Below are 18,628 nucleotides of genomic sequence, written 5' to 3'. Positions count from 1 at the left end.
GTTCCCACTTGTGTGGTATCTCAGCCCGGGCTTAACCGGTAGAAGGCCCCCTTCGCGCGAACATAACGACCCACAGGACCGTCTCATGCCCCGAGCCATGCTGGCAAGCTTTGCCAACCGTATAGCCAAACCCGATCTGCGTTGGGTTCCGGACGAGGGGCTGACCGTCTCGCGCCTGCGGATCGAGCTGTTGTCGGGTCTGACGGTGGCACTGGCGCTGGTGCCCGAAGCGGTGGCGTTTGCCTTTGTTGCGGGTGTGCACCCGCTGGTCGGCCTGTACGCGGCGTTCTTGGTCGGTCTGATCACGGCTCTGATCGGTGGTCGCCCGGGCATGATTTCGGGCGCAACGGGTGCCTTGGCCGTTGTGATGGTGGCACTGGTGGCGCAACACGGGGTGGAATACCTGTTCGCGACTGTGGTTCTGATGGGTATTTTGCAGGTCATCGCCGGTGCCATGCATTGGGGCCGGTTCATTCGCCTTGTGCCGCACCCGGTGATGCTGGGCTTTGTGAACGGTCTGGCCATCGTGATCTTTCTGGCGCAGATGGGCCAGTTCAAAGTGCCCGGTTCCATGGAAAACACCGGCCATGGGATGAGCGGGGGCGAGTGGCTCTCGGGCGCGCAGCTGTATACCATGCTGGGCCTTGTGGCGCTGACCATGGCGGTGATCTGGGTGATGCCTCGGATCACGCGCATCATTCCTGCGCCACTGGCCGGTATTCTGGTGGTTGCGGCGCTGGTGATCGGCTTTGGCCTGGACGTGCCGCGCGTCGGCGATCTGGCCTCGATCGAAGGCGGGCTGCCCGCGTTCCACATCCCGATGGTGCCTTTGAACTGGGAAACACTTGAAATCATCCTGCCCTATGCCGTCATTCTGGCTGCCATCGGCCTGATCGAATCCCTGCTGACGCTGAACCTTGTGGGTGAAATCACCGGCAAACGAGGCGGAGCTTCGCAGGAATGTATCGCTCAGGGCGCATCGAACATTGTCACCGGTTTCTTTGGCGGCATGGGTGGTTGCGCGATGATCGGTCAGTCGATGATCAACGTGAAATCCGGTGGCCGAACCCGGATCGCGGGCATCGCGGCCGCCCTGTTCCTGCTGATCTTCATCGTGTTTGCCTCGAAGCTGATCGAGCAAATCCCGCTGGCCGCACTAGTGGGCGTGATGTTCATGGTGGTAATCGGCACCTTCGCCTGGAACTCGTTCAAGATCATGCGCAAGGTCCCTGCCATGGACGCCTTTGTGATCGTTCTGGTGACTGTCGTGACCGTGATGGAAGACCTTGCGGTTGCCGTTGTGGTCGGTGTGATCGTCTCGGCGCTTGCTTATGCCTGGAACAATGCCAAGCGCATCCATGCGGTCACGCGCGACTCCGAAACCGAGAAAGGCGCAAAGGTCTACGAAATCCAGGGCCCGCTGTTTTTTGGCTCGTCAGACGGCTTTGTTGAGTTGTTCGATGTGCCCAACGATCCCGACACGGTGATCGTGGACTTCGCCGAAAGCCGGGTCGTCGATCAGTCCGCCCTGCAGGCCATCGAGAACATTGCCGGTAAATATGAGGCCGCAGGCAAGCGCGTGATGCTGCGCCATCTCAGCCACGACTGCCACAAACTGCTGAACAAGGCGGGCCACCTGATGGTGGATAGCGACGATGACCCGGATTATGGCCTTGCCGTCGACTATTCTGTTCGCACGGGCATTCTGGGCGGGCACTGAGTCTTTATGCGAGGCTCTGCCTCGCGCTCCGAGGTATTTGGGGCCAGATGAATGAAGGATCCCTTGTTTCATCTGGCTGAAAATACCTCGGGGGAGGCGCGCGTAGCGCGGCGGGGGCAGAGCCCCCAACCCCGTCAATCGTCGGGGCGGTTCAGCGAGAATAGCTCGGTGACCACGGAATAATCCCGATACCCAAGCCGGGCCAGCGGTTTGAATGAGGTCACGTCGAATTTCCCGTCGTGGATGTGGTCGTCGTGGAGGTGGATGCCTGTGACCTCGCCGAATACGACCCTGTTGGCTTCGCCCGGCAAGGTGACGATCTTGGTCAGTTTGCATTCCAGTGCTGCTGGCGCGCCAGCGACCCGGGCGCATGGGATGGTTTCGCACTCGACAGGTGTCAAACCGGCATGTGCAAACTCGTCGGTCTCTTTTGACAAACCCGCTGAACTTGCGTTCATTGCGTCCTGATGGGCATGGGCGACGACGTTTACACAAAAAACCTGTGTGGCTTCGATATTCGCAATGCTGTCCTTGCCGCCGTTCTGATCATGCTTGGTGCCGGTGGTTGCAAACATCACCTGTGGCGGCGTGTAGGCGACTCCGTTGAAGAACGAATATGGCGCCAGATTGTTGATCCCATCCGCGTCGCGGGATGAGATCCAGCCGATCGGGCGGGGCGTGATGATGGCATTGAACGGGTTGTGCGGCAGGCCGTGGCCGTCTTCGGGGCGATAGAACATCTGATCTCCAAGCGTTTGCCCAAGGCGTAGCGAAGTGCTAGGGCGATTGCCAGCAAGGAAAAGAGGGCAAGCGTGCAGCAATTCGGGATCAGGCCGGAAGAGCCGGACGATTGGTGGGAGGTCGAGGCCCTCTATGACCTGTGCTTTGCACCGGGGCGCGAGGCGCTGTCGTCCTATCGTCTGCGCGACGATGTCCCTCCGGTTTCCGGGTTATCACTGGTGGCACGGGACGGGCAGGGTATTCTGGCAGGGGCTATTCGGTTCTGGCCGGTCCATGTGGGTGCGGATGATGCGTTGCTGCTGGGGCCAGTGGCGGTGCACCCCACGCATCAGGGTGAAGGATTGGGCGGATACCTGATCCATGCCGGGGTCGAGGCCGGGCAGGCCAAAGGGTGGAAACGGGTCATGTTGGTGGGAGATGCGCCTTATTACGCGCGGTTTGGCTTTGCCCGGTTGAGCGGGGTGGAGATGCCCCCACCGACCAACCCGGACCGAGTTTTGGGTCTGGAATTGCACCCCGATGCGTGGGTCGGTGTGCGCGGCCCCGTTACACGCTGGATGCGCTGAGCTATTGAAACCGCGCTCGTCAGCCCCGATGTTTCCATGACAGGAGGGCACAGATGCAGGACGTGGTTCTTGTCGAAAATGTAGATGCCGAGGCCGAGCTGGACCGGCTGGCGGAACATTACAAATCCGCTGGCGGGGCCGGAGTGAAACTGCTGAACGCGCTGGGCGGATCGGCGGAGACTCTGCTGGACCAATTGCCCGACCCTGTGCGTCAGGGCCTGACCGGAGCGACGGAACGGGCGCTGTGGTTGGCGATTCATGCGGCACAGGGTTCGCGTCGCGCAATTCCGGATCAGAAACCCTGGGTCAATACCGCTGTGACAACCGCAATGGGGGCAGCGGGCGGAATGGGCGGTCTGTCCACCGCTTTGATGGAACTGCCTGCAACGACTGCGATGCTACTGCGCTCTATTCAGGGGGCGGCGGCGCGGGAAGGCTTTGATCCGGCTGAGGAAAACGTCAAGTTCGATTGCGTTCGGGTTCTGTCGGCGGCTGGACCGCTGTCCTATGATGATGGCGCGGATCTGGGGTTCTTTTCCGTGCGTTTGACGCTGACGGGCCCGGCGATGCAGCGCTTGATTGCTGCTGTGGCACCTCGGCTGTCGATTGTCTTGGGGCAAAAGCTGGCGGCGCAGTCTGTACCGGTGCTGGGCGCCTTGGCCGGAGGCGGCACCAATTACGTCTATACACGCTACTACCAGCAGATCGCTCATGTGCATTTCGGCCTGCGCCGACTGGCCATTGACGCCGATATTCCACATGACGAACTGGTGCGGAAACTGTCGGCCAGAATGTAGGCCAATCCGCCTGTTCCTTGGCTTGAGCGTCATTATGTGGTATCCAGACACGTAAGGGCCGCAAAATAGGATAAAAACCGGCGGTCTGGCAGACAGGCATGACCCTCATGGCGGAAGGGATTGGCAGCGATGAATGCCCGGCTTTCATCCGATCTGTTGCACGGCACCGGAAATCTTCCGGTTTTGCCGCAGGCAGCCGCCTTGTGCTACCGGATCGAGAAAGGGCGGCCTGAAGTTCTTTTGATAACGACGCGCCAAACCCATCGGTGGATCATTCCAAAAGGCTGGCTGATGCAGGGGCTGTCCGAGGCTGAGACCGCCGCGCAGGAAGCCTGGGAAGAAGCCGGTATCATTGGGCGGTGCAGCCCGCAAAAACTGGGGCAATTTCCCTTTGTCAAACTGCGCGCCAGGAAAGGGCCAGCGCTGTGTATGGTGGATGTTTTCCCGCTATACGTAAAATCCGTTGCTCGGAATTTTCCCGAGAAAGGGCAGCGCAGGCGAGAGTGGTTCTCGCCCAAAAAAGCGGCCGCAAAGGTTGCGTCACCTGAACTTGCCGCGATTTTGCGCGACTTTAAGCCTCGGCTGCATTGAAGGGCGGCCAGAGGGGCTTGATATTGCCTTGTCGGTCGGTATCTATTCGGCAATCGATTTTTGGACGGACCATGATTCAATACGCATTGAAATGCCGTGAAGGCCACACTTTCGAAAGTTGGTTTCAGTCAGCGGAAGCGTATGACAAGCTTGCGGCGGCGGGGCTTGTGACATGTGCCGTTTGTGGCAGCGCGCAGGTGGAAAAGGCGATCATGACACCGCGCGTTCGTCCTGCACGCAGCGCCGCGAAACAGCCAGAGGCTCCGGCGCCGGCGCAGAACGATGTCAGCGTGGCAACCCCCGCGCCCGATGTCCAAAAAGTTCTGGCCGAGTTGCGGCGCAAGGTCGAGGAAAACTCGGATTACGTAGGCAAGGATTTTGCCAGCGAGGCGCGGAAAATCCATCTTGGCGAAGCGCCGGATCGGGCGATCTATGGTGAGGCCAAACCGGATGAGGCGAAGGCCCTGATCGAAGATGGTGTACCAGTTGCGCCGCTTCCTTTTGTTCCCAGCAGAAAGACCAACTGAGACATGCATATCCTGATTACCGGGGCCAATCGCGGTATCGGAAAAGCGCTGGCAGATCAGTATCGTAACGACGGCCATCAGGTGACGGGGACGGCGCGGGACGACAGTGCCGAAATGCGTCTGGACGTGTCTGACCCCGCGCACCACAGCGCCATGGCGGACCGTTTGCAGGGACAGCCGGTGGATCTGCTGATCTGCAATGCAGGGGTCTATCTGGACAAGGGGCAGGGCATTGATGGCTACCCGGCCGAGATGTGGGCGCAGAGCTTTGCGACAAATGTGACCGGTGTGTTTCTGACCGTTCAGGCGCTGTTGCCGAACCTGCGTGCGGCGCGGGGTCGGATTGCGATCATTTCATCTCAGATGGCGTCACACACACGTGCGCCGGGCGGTAGCTATATCTACCGGTCTTCCAAAGCCGCTGTGCTGAACCTGGGCCGGAACCTGGCCACCGATCTGCGCTCGGACGGTATTGCGGTTGGAATTTATCACCCCGGCTGGGTCAAGACGGATATGGGCGGATCGGCCGCAGACATCCATTTGGATCAGGCCGTATCCGGCCTGATTGACCGTTTCGACAGCTTGTCGCTGGATACATCGGGGTGTTTTGAAACCTATGACGGGCAGGCGCACGCCTACTGAGTGTTCAGGGCCGCCTTGGGCAGTTCGTAAACCTCACCGGGTTCGATGAAGATCACCAGCAAATCGCCGCGGGTCTCATAGGTGAGTTTCGAGGTTGAGCTGCTGGAATCGGGAATGCCATCGGTGAAATAGATGTTGCGCACCTCGCCATTGCCCAGACCAACGGCAAGTGTTGCGCTGCCATCGTCGCGCCGGCGCAGTTCGGCATTGCAGGTTTTCAGCGGATCTCCGGCGTTTGCGGCGCATGGGATTGTGCCCAATGCGTTCTGACCATCGGTTCCAGCCAGGCTTGTAACCTGAGCCGCGGCGGCAGAGGACAAAAGGGCGAAGGCAGCGGCAAGACGGAGCATGAATAACCTCTTGGAATGATTGCGATGCGCAGGCTGACACCACGCCTGCCCATTGTAAAGCGGCCCTGCGTCGCAGGCAAAGCCTGTTTGCGCCCTTGCCCTTGTTCCCCCCCTCGCATATGAGGCACGGAACCATAAGTCCAAGGCGCGGAGACACCTGCCCCCATGCCCGTACTCGTAATGAAATTCGGTGGCACTTCGGTTGCCAACCTTGACCGCATCCGCCGCGCTGCAAAGCGCGTGGGCGTCGAAGTGGCCAAGGGATACGACGTGATCGTCATCGTCTCGGCCATGTCCGGCAAGACCAATGAGCTTGTGGGTTGGGTCAACGAAACCTCGCCCCTGTTTGACGCGCGCGAATATGATGCCGTGGTGTCCTCGGGCGAGAATGTGACCGCCGGTCTTATGGCGTTGACCCTGCAGGAAATGGACATTCCGGCGCGCAGTTGGCAGGGCTGGCAGGTGCCGCTGCTGACCAACGGGGCGCATTCCGCCGCCCGGATCGAGGAAATTCCGACCGATAACCTGAACCAGAAGTTTGGTGAGGGCATGAAGGTTGCCGTTGTGGCCGGGTTCCAGGGCATCAGCCCGGAAGGTCGTATCACAACGCTGGGTCGCGGTGGGTCGGACACGACCGCTGTGGCCTTCGCCGCCGCGTTTGATGCCGAGCGCTGCGATATCTACACGGATGTGGACGGCGTCTACACGACCGACCCGCGCATCTGCGAAAAGGCGCGCAAGCTGGACCGGATCTCGTTCGAAGAAATGCTGGAACTTGCCTCGCTGGGCGCAAAGGTGCTGCAAACCCGCTCGGTCGAGCTGGCGATGCGCTATAAGGTGAAATTACGCGTTCTCTCAAGCTTTGAGGAACAATCCGACGAGGCCGGTACGCTGGTCTGCGACGAGGAGGATATCATGGAATCCAATGTTGTGGCCGGTGTGGCCTATTCCCGCGACGAAGCCAAGATGACCGTCGTTTCCGTGGCCGACCGCCCCGGTATCGCCTCGATCATCTTCACTGCACTCAGCGATGAGGGCGTGAATGTGGACATGATCGTGCAGAACATCTCGGACGAGGGGCGCACGGACATGACCTTCTCATGCCCGACCGATCAGGTGGCGCGCGCCGAAAAGGCGCTGCTGGCGATCAAGGAAAAGGGCGAGCTGAACTATGCCGAACTGGTTGCGGATAACGATGTCTGCAAGGTCTCGGTCGTGGGAATCGGCATGCGCTCGCAATCGGGTGTGGCGGCCAAGATGTTCAAGGTGCTCTCGGATGAGGGGATCAACATCAAGGTTATTACAACCTCTGAGATTAAAATTTCCGTGCTGGTCGACAGGAAATACATGGAACTTGCGGTTCAGGCACTGCATGATGCCTTTGAACTGGACAAGGCGGCCTAAGCTGATCGGCCAAAGGTTTCGCCTGACACGCTAATTTGGGTGGGCCATGGCGGACGGCACCGAAACAGAATCCCGCAAGCTGCTGGGGCGGCTGCGCGAAGAAATGGCGAGCGAGGCCGCTGGTCAGGAACGTCTTGACCGGATCACGCAACTGATTGCGGACAGCATTCAGCGCGAGGTGTGCTCGATCTATCTGTTCCGGGATGAGGAAACCCTTGAGCTTTGCGCAACCGAAGGTCTGTCGCCCGAGGCGGTTCACAAGACCCGTATGCGGCTGGGCGAAGGTCTGGTGGGGCGCGTCGCCAAATCCGGAAAAGTGGTGAATACGGCCGATGCGCCGTCGGCCAAAGGTTTCCGTTTCATGCCCGAAACCGGCGAGGAGCGGTATTCCTCGTTTGTGGGTGTCCCGGTGCAGCGGCTTGGTCAGAAGCTGGGCGTGCTGGTCGTGCAATCCCGCGAGGCGCGCGAGTTTTCATCCGACGAAGTATATGCGCTGGAAGTTGTCGCCATGGTGCTGGCCGAAATGGCCGAACTTGGCGCCTTTGTCGGCGAGGGCGCGGCCCTGTCGCCGTTGCACCAGCAATCTGTTCTGCTGCGGGGCGGACCGGCGCAGGAAGGGGCGGCAGAAGGCCATGTCTGGCTGCACGAACCCCGCGTGGTGGTCACCAACCCGATTGCCGACGATCCGCATCGCGAGCGTGAGCGTCTGGTCGAAGCGGTCGAAGAACTGCGTGTCGGCGTCGACAAGATGCTCGAGATTTCTCAGGGCGGCGACTCGGATCAGTTGAAGGTGCTGGAAGCCTATCGGATGTTCGCGAACTCCAAGGGCTGGATGCGCCGGATGGAAGAGGACATCGCGCTTGGCCTCAGCGCCGAGGCGGCGGTGGAAAAGGAACAATCGCAGGCCCGTGCCCGTATGGGTCAGGTGACCGACCCGTATCTGCGGGAACGGCTGGCCGATCTGGATGACCTCAGCAACCGGTTGCTGCGCATTCTGACAGGGCAGGGCAAAACCGACAGTTCCGACCTGCCGCCCGATCCGATTCTGGTGGCGCGCAATATCGGCCCTGGTGATCTGTTGGAATATGGTCGCTCGCTGAAAGGTATCGTGCTTGAAGAAGGATCTGTCGGCAGTCACGCGACCATTGTGGCGCGGGCCTTGGCGATCCCGTTGGTCGTGCATGTAGGTCGGATCACGACCGAGGCTTTGAACGGAGATCATGTCCTTGTCGATGGCGATCAGGGCGTGGTGCATCTGCGCCCCGAGGACACTGTGGTCAGCGCCTTCCGCGACAAGATCGCGATGCAGGCCAAGGCGCAGGAACGCTATGCTTCGATCCGGGAAACGCCGACCGTCACGCAAGATGGCGCGCGGATAAATCTGGTCATGAACGCGGGACTGATGGCGGACCTGCCGTCGCTGGACAATTCGGGCGCAGAAGGCGTGGGACTGTTTCGGACCGAGTTGCAGTTTCTGGTCCGCAACCAGATGCCCAAACGGTCGGAACTGGTGACGCAATACAAGCGCGTGCTGGATGCGGCGGGCGACAAGCGTGTGGTGTTCCGCACGCTCGACATCGGCTCGGACAAGGTACTGCCTTACATGAAGCACGTGGCCGAGCCGAACCCGGCGCTGGGCTGGCGCGCGATCCGTGTAGGGCTGGACAAGCGCGGCGTGATGCGGATGCAGTTGCAGGCGCTGATCCGGGCTGCAAACGGGCGGCCGCTGACGATCATGTTCCCCTTTGTCGCGCAGGCCGATGAATTCCGCGAGGCCCGGTGGGAGGTCAACAAGACCATAGAACGGGAAAAGCGTCTGGGTCACGTGCTGCCCGAAACGCTGGAAGTGGGCGCGATGCTGGAAACGCCCTCGCTGGGGTTCGCGCCGCAGAAATTCTTTGACGAGGTCGATTTCATCTCGATCGGCGGCAATGATCTGAAGCAGTTTTTCTTTGCAGCGGACCGCGAAAACGAACTGGTCCGCCGCCGCTATGACACGCTGAATGTCAGCTTCCTGAGCTTTATCGAGCGTATCGTCGAACGCTGCGATATCTCGGACACGCCGCTCAGCTTCTGTGGTGAGGATGCCGGGCGTCCGGTCGAGGCGCTGTGTCTTGCGGCCATGGGGATTCGGACCTTGTCGATGCGTCCAGCTTCGATCGGGCCGGTCAAAACCCTTCTTCTGCGCTCGAACCTGCAGGATGTGCGCAAGATCATTGCGGATGCGCGCCACAGGGGTGAGCAATCCGTAAGGCCATCGGTGATGGAGTGGCTGCGCAACCAGCCATAGGTGGAAAACCTGTCGCATTCCGCAAATCCAAGCTTGATTTTTCTGCGCGGCCTTTCTATTGACGCCCTAAATGTTAGCGATAACAGTTTCGCGTTTTGGGCGCTTCGTGCCGAAAAAGCCGGTCGTGCTAAGCTGACGACAGAGAATTCGAAAGGAACCTTGCCATGGTGTCTCGCGTAATTCCGGTGGATCCGTTCGACCTGGTGCTGTTTGGTGCGACAGGCGACCTGGCGCAGCGGAAGATCATTCCGGGCCTCTATCATCGGTTCCAGGTGGGCCAGATGCCGGAAGACGCCAGGATCATCGGCACAGCGCGGTCAGATATGGACAGCGCCGCGTTCCGGGATCAGGTGCGCAAATCGATGGACGAATTCGCGCCCGGCTTTGACAAGGCCACGCTGGACCGCTTTCTTGAGCGGGTCGAATATGTCCCCGTGGACGCTCTGGGCGCGGCGGGCTGGGATGATCTAAAGTCCGCTTTGCGCGAGGATGTGGTCCGCGCGTTCTATCTGTCGGTGGGGCCAAGCCTGTTTTCGGGGATCGCAAAGCGCCTTCAGGATCAGGGCCTTGCGACACCCGACAGCCGTATCGTGGTGGAAAAGCCGTTTGGTCATGACCTGGCCTCGGCCAAGGCGCTGAACGAAGGTCTGCGCGCCTGTTTCGAGGAGCATCAGATTTACCGCATCGACCATTATCTGGGTAAGGAAACGGTGCAGAACCTGATGGCGCTGCGCTTTGCCAATTCGCTGTTCGAGCCGCTCTGGAACTCGACCCATATTGATCATGTGCAGATCACCGTGGCCGAAACTGTGGGGGTCGAAGGGCGCGGCGCGTATTACGACCAGTCCGGCGCCATGCGGGACATGATCCAGAACCACCTTGTGCAGCTTTTGTGTCTGACCGCGATGGAACCCCCCTCGAAGTTTTCGCCAAACTCGGTGCGCGACGAAAAGGTCAAGGTGATCGAGGCGTTGGAGCCGGTTGATGCCAAAGACATCGCACGCGGCCAGTACCGTGCGGATAAGGGCGAGGGCGGATATGTCGACCACGTGGGCGATCCGGCCAGCCGCACCGAAAGCTTCATTGCGCTCAAGGTCCATCTGGGCAACTGGCGTTGGGCCGGTGTGCCGTTCTATTTGCGTACGGGCAAACGGCTGCGGGCGCGCGAATCCGAGATCGCGGTGTTCTTCCGCGACCCGCCTCATACAATTTTCCCCAATGTCGGTCCCTTGCGCGGCAATGTGCTGGTGATCCGCCTGCAACCGGATGAAGGCATCACACTGCGTACCACGATCAAAGACCCGGGTCCGGGCGGTTTCCGCCTGTCCGACGTCTCGCTGGATATGAGCTTTGCCGACGCGCTGGGCGACGATGCCAGCGCCCCGGACGCCTACGAACGCTTGATCATGGACGTGATCCGCGGCGACCAGACCCTGTTCATGCGCGGGGATGAGGCCGAGGCCGCCTGGGCCTGGGTCGATCCCATCATTCAGGGGTGGGAACAACGCGGCGACCGCCCGTCACGCTATGATCAGGGCAGTTCGGGGCCGGAAGAAGCACTGATGCTGATGCATCGCGATGGACGCCGCTGGCGTCAGATCGGAGGTTAGGAATGGTTCACACCGTCATCAAGGACGTCACCCAGCGGATCATCGACCGCAGCGCCGACCTGCGTGGCCCGCATCTGGAACGGATGGAACAGGCCAAATCCAAGGGCCCCGCGCGCGGTCATCTGTCCTGCAGCGGTCAGGCCCATGCCTATGCGGGGGCGGGCACAGATCAGCAGGCCATGGCCACCGGTACGGCCGGCAATCTGGGCATTGTCACGGCTTATAACGACATGCTGTCGGCCCACCAACCGTTTGAACGCTACCCCGAACTGATCCGTCAGGCCATCCGTGCGGCAGGGGGTACGGCGCAGGTCGCAGGTGGTGTACCCGCCATGTGTGACGGCGTCACTCAGGGTGAGGCGGGGATGGAGCTGTCGCTGTTTTCGCGCGATGTGATTGCGTTGGCGACCGGTGTATCGCTCAGCCACAACACCTATGATGCGGCTGTATTCCTTGGCGTCTGCGACAAGATTGTCCCCGGTCTTGTGATCGGTGCACAGGCGTTTGGCCATCTGCCAGCGGTGTTCCTGCCTGCCGGTCCCATGACCAGCGGTTTGCCGAATGACGAAAAGGCAAAGGTCCGCCAGAAGTTCGCTGCTGGAGAACTGGGCCGCGAAGAGCTCATGGCCGCCGAAATGGCCGCTTATCACGGCCCCGGCACCTGTACCTTCTACGGCACGGCCAACACCAATCAGATGCTGATGGAGTTCATGGGCCTGCACCTGCCGGGCTCCAGCTTTATCAACCCCAATACGCCTCTGCGCGATGCCCTGACCGAAGAAGGCGCGCGCCGTGCCTTGTCGCTCAGCGCTTTGGGTAATCACTACACCCCGGTGTGCCAGATTTTGGACGAGCGCGCCTTTGTGAACGGCATCGTCGGTCTGATGGCCACCGGCGGGTCCACGAACCTGCTGATCCACCTGATTGCCATGGCCCGCGCGGGCGGTATCGTGCTGGACTGGCAGGATTTCTCGGATGTGTCTGCTGTAGTCCCCTTGGTCGCGCGGGTCTATCCCAACGGTTTGGCCGACGTGAACCACTTCCACGCGGCAGGCGGTCTGGGGTACTGCATCGGTACGCTGCTCGAAGACGGGTTGCTGCATCCCGACACCCTGACCGTGGCCGGGCAGGGCCTGCATAACTATACCAAAGAACCCAAGCTGATCGGCGGCGAACTGATCTGGGAAGAGGGCGCAGGCCACAGCCTGAACGAAAAGATCGTCCGCCCGGCCAAAGACCCGTTCCAGCCCACCGGCGGACTGTCGCGCCTGACAGGCAATCTGGGCACTGCGGTCATGAAGGTCTCTGCCGTCGCGCCTGAACATCAGGTGGTCGAAGCCCCGGTCCGTGTCTTCCACGATCAGGACGAGGTCAAAGCCGCTTTCAAAGCTGGTGAGTTCACCGATGACGTGATCGTCGTAGTGCGATTCCAGGGGCCCAAAGCCAACGGGATGCCCGAACTGCACTCACTGACGCCGATCCTGTCGATCCTGCAAGGACGCGGGCAAAAGGTTGCATTGGTGACAGACGGCCGGATGTCCGGTGCTTCTGGCAAAGTCCCCGCGGCGATCCATGTCTCGCCCGAGGCGCTGGATGGTGGCGCAATCGCCTATCTGCAAGACGGCGATCTGGTGCGGGTGGACGCTGTGAAAGGTCAGTTGGAAATCCTCACCCAGGGCGTTCTGGATCGGACACCTGCAAAGGCCGATCTGTCGGCCAATCAATTCGGTGCCGGGCGTGATCTGTTCGGCACGTTCCGCGCCAATGTCGGGCCCGCTGACACCGGCGCCAGCATTTTCGGAGTGTAAGCCATGTCCAAAACCCAACGCACGCGCGAGATTTGCGCCCTTGCCCCGATTGTTCCGGTTCTGGTTGTGGACGATGCTGCCACAGCGCGCCCGCTGGCCGAAGCACTTGTCGCTGGCGGCCTTCCGGCGCTTGAGGTCACATTGCGCACTCCGGCGGCTTTGGACGCAATCCGGGCCATGGCCGACGTGCCGGGCGGTGTCGTTGGGGCCGGAACACTGATCACTCCGGACGATGTCCGCGCCGCGAAAGAGGCAGGCGCGCAATTCGGTGTTTCACCCGGTGCGACCGACGCATTGATTGCTGCCTGTGAGGCGGAAGGCCTGCCCCTGCTGCCCGGCGCAGCCACCGCCAGTGAGGCGATGGCGCTGCTGGAACGGGGCTATGACATGCTGAAATTCTTCCCTGCCGAAGCCTCGGGCGGCGCGCCCGCATTGAAAGCGATCGGAGCACCTCTGCCCCAGATCAAGTTCTGCCCCACGGGCGGAGTTTCCCCGGCAAATGCGCGCGACTACCTCTCCCTGTCCAACGTGGTCTGCGCCGGTGGCAGCTGGGTCGCGCCGAAACAGATGGTGCAGGATGGCGACTGGGCAGGCATTGAAACTCTTGCGCGCGAGGCGTCCCGCCTGACGGATTGACGCCGCCCAAAGCAACGCTAGGGTAAGGATCAATTCATACAGGTTGATCCCATGACAAACCAAATCTCCCTTGCGCAGGGGCGCGGGTATCTGGCGATTCCGGGTCCGTCCGTCATACCCGACGCGGTTCTGCAGGCGATGCACCGACCGTCGCCCAATATCTACGAAGGCGCGCTGATCGAGATGATGCCCGCGTTGACCCGCGACCTGCGTCGCGTGGCCCGCACGGATCACAATGTCGCCATCTACATCTCCAACGGCCACGGCACGTGGGAGGCGGCGCTGTCCAACGTGATCGCACCGGGTGAAACGGTGCTGGCCCCGGCTTCGGGCCGGTTCGCCCATGGCTGGGCCGAGATGGCCGATGGGATCGGCGCCAAGGTCCAACTGCTGGATTTCGGCACCGCGTCGCCGTGGGATTTCGACCAGATCTCCGAGGCCCTGCGCGCGGATACCGCCCACCAGATCAAAGCGGTGCTTGCGGTGCATGTCGATACCTCAAGCTCGGTCCGCAACGATATTCCAACCCTTCGCGCGCTGCTGGACAATCTGGATCATCCGGCGCTTCTGATGGCCGATTGCATCGCCTCGCTGGGCTGCGACCGGTTCGAGATGGATGCCTGGGGCGTCGATGTCATGGTGACCGCCTGCCAAAAGGGGCTGATGACCCCGGCAGGCGTTGGTTTTGTCTTCTTCAACGACAAGGCACAGGCGAAACGTGCAACCATGCCCCGCGTCTCGCAATACTGGGACTGGGTGCCGCGTGCCAATCCCGATCTGTTCTACCAGTATTTCAACGGCACCGCGCCCACCCACCACTTATATGGTTTGCGCGCCGCGCTGGACGTGATCCATGCCGAAGGGATCGAGCATGTCTGGGCCCGCCACGAACGTCTGGCACAAGCCGTTTGGGCCGCCTGCGAGATCTGGTCCCAGGGCGATGCCCTGCACATCAACATCGCCGACCGCCAGCACCGCAGCCACGCGGTGACCGCGCTACGCCTGACCGATGGACGCGGAACATCACTTCGCAGATACACCGAGACCCAATTGGGCCTGACACTGGGGATCGGGCTTGGAATGGCGGATGAAGACGGCTGTTTCCGCCTTGGCCATATGGGCCATGTAAACGGGCAGATGATCATGGGGATGCTGGGTGGCGTCGAATCCGGCCTTGCTGCGCTGAACATTCCCCGCGGCTCAGGCGCGCTCGATGCTGCAGCTGCCGTTCTTGCGGGGTAACCCCTCAACAGGATCCGCTGCTTCATCTGGCCAAAAATATCTTCGGGGGGAAATCGCGCAATGCGCGATTGGGGGGCAGACAGCCCCCCCTGCGCCGATCACATCCCGCGCGCCGCGTTCAGCGCTTTGGGCAACGCGACCGCAAATGCATCCAGATCAGCATCCGTCCCGCAACTGACCCGGATACAGCGATTTTGCGGGGCAACAAAAGGCATCCGCACAAAGATTCCCTGCGCGACTAACGACTCCAATACTGCCTTGGCAAAGACACCATCCCGACCGCAGTCAATCGCCACGAAATTGGTGGCCGAGGGCAAGGGCACCAACCCATTGTCCCGCGCAATCTGGTTGATCCGATCCCGAGCCGCGTCGATCAAACCCTGAACCTGCGCCAACCAGGCCCCATCCGCCAACGCGGCCAGCGCCCCGGCCTGTGCCGCGCGGTTCATCCCGAAATGATTGCGCAGCTTGTTGAAGGCCAATATCAGTTCAGACGCACCAATCGCATAGCCGACCCGTGCTCCGGCCATCCCGTAGACCTTGGAAAACGTGCGCATTCGGATCACGCGCGGGTCTTCTGCCGATACCGGCGCTGCCGTACCTTCGGGCGCGCATTCGACATAGGCTTCGTCCAGCACCAGCAGGCAGCCCTTGGGCAGTGCCTCCATCGCGGTCACGATATCCTCCCCGCTGTGCCAACTGCCCATCGGGTTGTCCGGATTGGCAAGATAAACCAGCTTGGCCCCAACCTCGGTGGCCTTGGCAAACAGGGCCGACGGGTCTTCGTGGTCTGCGGCATAGGGCACCTTGTGCAAAACGCCCCCATAGCCCGCGACGTGATAGTTGAACGTCGGATAGGCCCCATCCGAGGTCACAACCGCGTCGCCCGGACCTACAAGCAAACGCACGAGATAGCCCAGCAGCCCATCGATGCCTTCACCAACCACGATATTCTCGGCTGACACAGCATGATGGTCGGCCAGAGCAACGCGCAGATCGTGGTTTTCCGGATCTCCATACATCCAGATCTCGGCCGCTGCCTGTCGCATCGCCTCAATGGCGCGCGGCGAGGGGCCGAACACGCTTTCATTCGCGCCCAGCCGGGCCGTGAATGGCGCACCGCGCTGACGCTCCTGTGTTTCGGGACCGACAAAGGGCACGGTGGCAGGCAGGGATTGCGCAAGGGATGTGTATCGTGGTCCGGTCATACGTGCAGATAAACGCAAGTCGCGCGGCTCGACAAGGCTCAGCCAAGGCCGGCCTTTGCCCTGACGTCGCAGTGGAACTCGGCCCGCCTTTCGGGGCATGCTGACAAAAACCAGAGTTGGGAGGCCCTGCATGGCGCGCGTATCCGTCGAATACAAAGACCACATTGCCCACGTAACGCTGACACGCGGCGACAAGATGAATGCGCTGGATGACGCGATGTTCAAGGCGATTGTGTCGGCCGGGCAGGACGTCGCGGCCTCGGACGCCCGCGCCGTTGTGCTGTCGGGTGAAGGCAAAAGCTTTTGCGCCGGGCTGGACATGGCCAGCATGGCGGGGCTGGCGCAGGCCGATCCAAACGAGATGCTGATGCCGCGCACGCATGAGGACGCCAACCCCTTGCAAGAGGTCGCGATGATCTGGCGGCGCGTGCCGGTACCGGTGATCTGCGCCATTCAGGGCGTGGCCTATGGCGGTGGTCTGCAAATCGCGCTGGGCGCGGATATCCGCATCGCCCACCCCGAGGCCAAGCTGGCCCTGATGGAGATGAAATGGGGCATCATCCCCGATATGGGTGGCATGGTTTTGCTGCCGAATCTTGTGCGCTCGGATGTGCTGCGCCTGCTGACCTACACCGCGCGCCCCATCGGCGCGGCACAGGCCGCCGAGTGGGGGCTGGTCACAAAACTCTCGGACGATCCGCTGACCGAGGCGCAGGCACTGGCCGAAGACATCGCGGGCAAAAGCCCCTCGGCCATCCGCGCTGCGAAACGGCTGATTGATGTGGCCGAGACCCGGCCCCGCGCCGACGTTTTGCTTGAGGAGTCCGCCGCGCAGGTGGAACTGATCGGCAAGCCGGATCAGATGGAGGTCGTGATGGCCCAGATGCAGGGCCGCAAGCCCGAGTTCAAATAGTCACCGCATGAAGGCCCGCCGCGCATCGCGGGCCATGTTGTATCGCATTTCCAGATCGGCGATGCGGGCCATGGCGGCCTTGCGGGCCTCGGGGTCGGTCAGCGTGGCATATTCCTTGCGGGCGGCGTCCAGCTTTTTCCGGATCTCGAATTCTTCGGGCAGCACACCAGCTTGCGCCATGATCCGGTGCCCGGCTGCAATGGCGGGATCGCCCTGCGACTCGGCAGAGCGATCGGGCAGGGGTTTGCCTTCGCCCTCAAGCCCCTGCAACTGGCCCTCGGCCTGCGCCTTTTTGATCTGGCGTTCGATCAGTTTTCCCAGCGGTCCAAACATGGCGCAACAATAAGCCATAACCACACCGGATAAAAGCGTTCAGCGCGCCCGGTTGCTGAGCAGATAGGCGATGCCGCCCGCCGCCAATCCCCAGACCGCCGCACCCAGCCCAAAGACCGAAATCCCCGAAGCGGTGATGGCAAAGGTGAGGATGGCCGCCTCGCGTTCGGCCGGCACTTCGAGCGCGGCAAAGGTTGCGTTCGCCATCACGCCGATCAGCGCAACGCCGGTCAGGGTTCCCATCAACAGCGGGTCGGCATGGGCGGCAAACCCGGTGATCGCCACCGCAAAGACGCCAAACAGGCAATAGAACACACCGGCCATGACCGCCGACCAATAGCGCTGGTCCCGGTCCGGGTGGCTGTCCTCGTTCGAGCACATCGCAGCGGTGATTGCGGCAAGACAGGTGGCGGGCGCGCCGAACGGGGCCGACAGGATGCTGGCCCCTCCGACCGCCGAGAACAGCTTGCCCGCATCCGGTGTGTAGCCAAAGCTGCGCATCACCGCGATGCCAGGGATATTCTGCGTGGCCATGGTGACGATGAACAGGGGGATGCCGATCCCGACAGCGGATGCGACCGAGAATGTGGGCATGGTCCAGACCGGCGCGGCCACCAGATGCTCGGGGCGGACGGGGCTGCCTCCGGTGTTCAGAACAACGACGTTTGCCGCCGCGACCACGGCGGCGGGGACGGCGAGCAGCCGGTTGAAACGGCCCGCAATGAACCAGGTCAGGATCACCGGCAGGGCCTGCCACGGCAGTTCCACCGCCGCTTTGAAGGGAATGATGCACAGGGGCAGCAGCACCCCGCCCAGCATGGCCTGCGCCAGTGTCGTCGGTATCGCCGCCGCCAACCGCCCAAGCGGCCGCCAGAGACCGGCCAGAACGGTCAGGGCCCCGGCGCACAGAAACGCGCCGACGGCCCCTGAAAAGCCAGCAGCAGGCGTGGCCGAGACTGCAAGCAGCGCCGCACCGGGCGTGGACCACGCCACGCTGATCGGCTGCTTGTGCCAAAGGCTGAGGATGATGGCCGCCAGCCCCATCGCAATTGCCGCCATCATCAGGCCGGATGCGGATTCAGCGCCCGAGGCGCCCATCGCCGCAAGACCCTGCAACACAATCGGAAAAGAGCTGAAGAAACCGACCACCGCCACTACGAGGCCGGTCGAGATTGTCTGCACGGGGGGAAGCGGGTGCGCCATTGCTGCCTCGGGGTTGTTTGAGCAAATTGCTAACAATCGCGAGCCAT

General features: G+C 61.7%; 18 protein-coding genes. 13 read left to right on the top strand and 5 right to left on the bottom strand.

Annotation, left to right across the window (positions count from 1 at the left end):
- Positions 1-85: 85 nt before the first annotated feature.
- A complete protein-coding gene (locus ACR0KJ_RS12145) occupies positions 86-1,720 on the top strand; it encodes a SulP family inorganic anion transporter (protein ID WP_170454204.1) in 1,635 nt (544 codons plus the stop codon).
- Between the two features lie 134 nt (positions 1,721-1,854).
- Here ACR0KJ_RS12145 and ACR0KJ_RS12140 read toward each other — a convergent pair whose 3' ends face one another.
- Entirely contained in the window at positions 1,855-2,460 is a 606-nt protein-coding gene (locus ACR0KJ_RS12140) for a flavin reductase family protein (protein WP_480626801.1), read from the bottom strand.
- 72 nt (positions 2,461-2,532) lie between these two features.
- Between ACR0KJ_RS12140 and ACR0KJ_RS12135 the strand changes: the two genes are divergently transcribed.
- The 5 genes from ACR0KJ_RS12135 to ACR0KJ_RS12115 all read left to right on the top strand — a co-directional run bounded on the left by ACR0KJ_RS12135 (position 2,533) and on the right by ACR0KJ_RS12115 (position 5,584).
- The gene (locus ACR0KJ_RS12135) at positions 2,533-3,027 is read left to right on the top strand and encodes a GNAT family N-acetyltransferase (RefSeq protein ID WP_170454200.1); all 495 of its coding nucleotides are present in this window, start codon (positions 2,533-2,535) and stop codon (positions 3,025-3,027) included.
- 53 nt (positions 3,028-3,080) lie between these two features.
- Complete coding sequence (locus ACR0KJ_RS12130; RefSeq protein WP_480626800.1) at positions 3,081-3,824, top strand: EcsC family protein; 744 nt, start codon at positions 3,081-3,083, stop codon at positions 3,822-3,824.
- A 129-nt stretch (positions 3,825-3,953) separates the two neighbouring features.
- Positions 3,954-4,415 (top strand): NUDIX hydrolase, encoded by a 462-nt coding sequence (locus ACR0KJ_RS12125; RefSeq protein ID WP_170454575.1) that lies wholly within the window; start codon positions 3,954-3,956, stop codon positions 4,413-4,415.
- A 71-nt stretch (positions 4,416-4,486) separates the two neighbouring features.
- Entirely contained in the window at positions 4,487-4,942 is a 456-nt protein-coding gene (locus ACR0KJ_RS12120; protein ID WP_170454195.1) for a DUF1178 family protein, read from the top strand.
- 3 nt (positions 4,943-4,945) lie between these two features.
- A complete protein-coding gene (locus ACR0KJ_RS12115) occupies positions 4,946-5,584 on the top strand; it encodes an SDR family NAD(P)-dependent oxidoreductase (RefSeq protein ID WP_170623707.1) in 639 nt (212 codons plus the stop codon).
- Here ACR0KJ_RS12115 and ACR0KJ_RS12110 read toward each other — a convergent pair.
- Complete coding sequence (locus tag ACR0KJ_RS12110; protein WP_480626799.1) at positions 5,578-5,934, bottom strand: hypothetical protein; 357 nt, start codon at positions 5,932-5,934, stop codon at positions 5,578-5,580. The two genes, ACR0KJ_RS12115 and ACR0KJ_RS12110, sit on opposite strands and share 7 nt — an antisense overlap.
- Before the next feature lie 165 nt (positions 5,935-6,099).
- Between ACR0KJ_RS12110 and ACR0KJ_RS12105 the strand changes: the two genes are divergently transcribed.
- From ACR0KJ_RS12105 to ACR0KJ_RS12080, 6 genes are all read left to right on the top strand, one after another.
- The gene (locus ACR0KJ_RS12105; RefSeq protein ID WP_170454189.1) at positions 6,100-7,338 is read left to right on the top strand and encodes an aspartate kinase; all 1,239 of its coding nucleotides are present in this window, start codon (positions 6,100-6,102) and stop codon (positions 7,336-7,338) included.
- Between the two features lie 46 nt (positions 7,339-7,384).
- Entirely contained in the window at positions 7,385-9,628 is a 2,244-nt protein-coding gene (gene ptsP / locus ACR0KJ_RS12100) for a phosphoenolpyruvate--protein phosphotransferase (RefSeq protein WP_170454187.1), read from the top strand.
- A 164-nt stretch (positions 9,629-9,792) separates the two neighbouring features.
- On the top strand, positions 9,793-11,238 hold the full coding sequence (zwf, locus tag ACR0KJ_RS12095; RefSeq protein ID WP_170454185.1) for a glucose-6-phosphate dehydrogenase: 1,446 nt from the start codon (positions 9,793-9,795) through the stop codon (positions 11,236-11,238).
- 2 nt (positions 11,239-11,240) lie between these two features.
- Positions 11,241-13,046 carry a phosphogluconate dehydratase gene (gene edd, locus ACR0KJ_RS12090; protein ID WP_480626798.1) on the top strand — a complete coding sequence of 602 codons (1,806 nt, stop codon included), beginning with the start codon at positions 11,241-11,243 and terminating at the stop codon, positions 13,044-13,046.
- A gap of 3 nt (positions 13,047-13,049) precedes the next feature.
- On the top strand, positions 13,050-13,682 hold the full coding sequence (locus tag ACR0KJ_RS12085) for a bifunctional 4-hydroxy-2-oxoglutarate aldolase/2-dehydro-3-deoxy-phosphogluconate aldolase (RefSeq protein WP_480626797.1): 633 nt from the start codon (positions 13,050-13,052) through the stop codon (positions 13,680-13,682).
- Positions 13,683-13,733: 51 nt separating this feature from the next.
- Complete coding sequence (locus tag ACR0KJ_RS12080) at positions 13,734-14,924, top strand: pyridoxal-phosphate-dependent aminotransferase family protein (RefSeq protein WP_480626796.1); 1,191 nt, start codon at positions 13,734-13,736, stop codon at positions 14,922-14,924.
- Positions 14,925-15,022: 98 nt separating this feature from the next.
- Here ACR0KJ_RS12080 and ACR0KJ_RS12075 read toward each other — a convergent pair whose 3' ends face one another.
- Positions 15,023-16,132, bottom strand: a complete 1,110-nt coding sequence (locus ACR0KJ_RS12075; protein ID WP_480626795.1) for a pyridoxal phosphate-dependent aminotransferase — start codon at positions 16,130-16,132, stop codon at positions 15,023-15,025.
- A gap of 130 nt (positions 16,133-16,262) precedes the next feature.
- Between ACR0KJ_RS12075 and ACR0KJ_RS12070 the strand changes: the two genes are divergently transcribed.
- The gene (locus ACR0KJ_RS12070) at positions 16,263-17,045 is read left to right on the top strand and encodes a crotonase/enoyl-CoA hydratase family protein (protein WP_480626794.1); all 783 of its coding nucleotides are present in this window, start codon (positions 16,263-16,265) and stop codon (positions 17,043-17,045) included.
- Here ACR0KJ_RS12070 and ACR0KJ_RS12065 read toward each other — a convergent pair whose 3' ends face one another.
- On the bottom strand, positions 17,046-17,378 hold the full coding sequence (locus tag ACR0KJ_RS12065; protein WP_170520640.1) for a DnaJ family domain-containing protein: 333 nt from the start codon (positions 17,376-17,378) through the stop codon (positions 17,046-17,048).
- 39 nt (positions 17,379-17,417) lie between these two features.
- Positions 17,418-18,581 (bottom strand): benzoate/H(+) symporter BenE family transporter, encoded by a 1,164-nt coding sequence (locus ACR0KJ_RS12060; RefSeq protein WP_480626793.1) that lies wholly within the window; start codon positions 18,579-18,581, stop codon positions 17,418-17,420.
- Positions 18,582-18,628 lie beyond the last annotated feature (47 nt).

It is taken from the genome of Ruegeria sp. AD6 (genome assembly GCF_056542325.1).
Note: the sequence above shows the minus strand (reverse complement) of the source record. Positions and strands in the feature narration are given on the sequence as shown.

Bases quoted from the DNA above. Each gene is read 5' to 3' on its own strand.
- ACR0KJ_RS12145 (WP_170454204.1), top strand. From the start codon at position 86: ATGCCCCGAGCCATGCTGGCAAGCTTTGCCAACCGTATAGCCAAACCC.
- ACR0KJ_RS12140 (WP_480626801.1), bottom strand. From the start codon at position 2,460: ATGTTCTATCGCCCCGAAGACGGCCACGGCCTGCCGCACAACCCGTTC.
- ACR0KJ_RS12130 (WP_480626800.1), top strand. From the start codon at position 3,081: ATGCAGGACGTGGTTCTTGTCGAAAATGTAGATGCCGAGGCCGAGCTG.
- ACR0KJ_RS12125 (WP_170454575.1), top strand. From the start codon at position 3,954: ATGAATGCCCGGCTTTCATCCGATCTGTTGCACGGCACCGGAAATCTT.
- ACR0KJ_RS12120 (WP_170454195.1), top strand. From the start codon at position 4,487: ATGATTCAATACGCATTGAAATGCCGTGAAGGCCACACTTTCGAAAGT.
- ACR0KJ_RS12115 (WP_170623707.1), top strand. From the start codon at position 4,946: ATGCATATCCTGATTACCGGGGCCAATCGCGGTATCGGAAAAGCGCTG.
- ACR0KJ_RS12110 (WP_480626799.1), bottom strand. From the start codon at position 5,934: ATGCTCCGTCTTGCCGCTGCCTTCGCCCTTTTGTCCTCTGCCGCCGCG.
- ACR0KJ_RS12105 (WP_170454189.1), top strand. From the start codon at position 6,100: ATGCCCGTACTCGTAATGAAATTCGGTGGCACTTCGGTTGCCAACCTT.
- ptsP (WP_170454187.1), top strand. From the start codon at position 7,385: ATGGCGGACGGCACCGAAACAGAATCCCGCAAGCTGCTGGGGCGGCTG.
- zwf (WP_170454185.1), top strand. From the start codon at position 9,793: ATGGTGTCTCGCGTAATTCCGGTGGATCCGTTCGACCTGGTGCTGTTT.
- edd (WP_480626798.1), top strand. From the start codon at position 11,241: ATGGTTCACACCGTCATCAAGGACGTCACCCAGCGGATCATCGACCGC.
- ACR0KJ_RS12085 (WP_480626797.1), top strand. From the start codon at position 13,050: ATGTCCAAAACCCAACGCACGCGCGAGATTTGCGCCCTTGCCCCGATT.
- ACR0KJ_RS12080 (WP_480626796.1), top strand. From the start codon at position 13,734: ATGACAAACCAAATCTCCCTTGCGCAGGGGCGCGGGTATCTGGCGATT.
- ACR0KJ_RS12075 (WP_480626795.1), bottom strand. From the start codon at position 16,132: ATGACCGGACCACGATACACATCCCTTGCGCAATCCCTGCCTGCCACC.
- ACR0KJ_RS12070 (WP_480626794.1), top strand. From the start codon at position 16,263: ATGGCGCGCGTATCCGTCGAATACAAAGACCACATTGCCCACGTAACG.
- ACR0KJ_RS12065 (WP_170520640.1), bottom strand. From the start codon at position 17,378: ATGTTTGGACCGCTGGGAAAACTGATCGAACGCCAGATCAAAAAGGCG.
- ACR0KJ_RS12060 (WP_480626793.1), bottom strand. From the start codon at position 18,581: ATGGCGCACCCGCTTCCCCCCGTGCAGACAATCTCGACCGGCCTCGTA.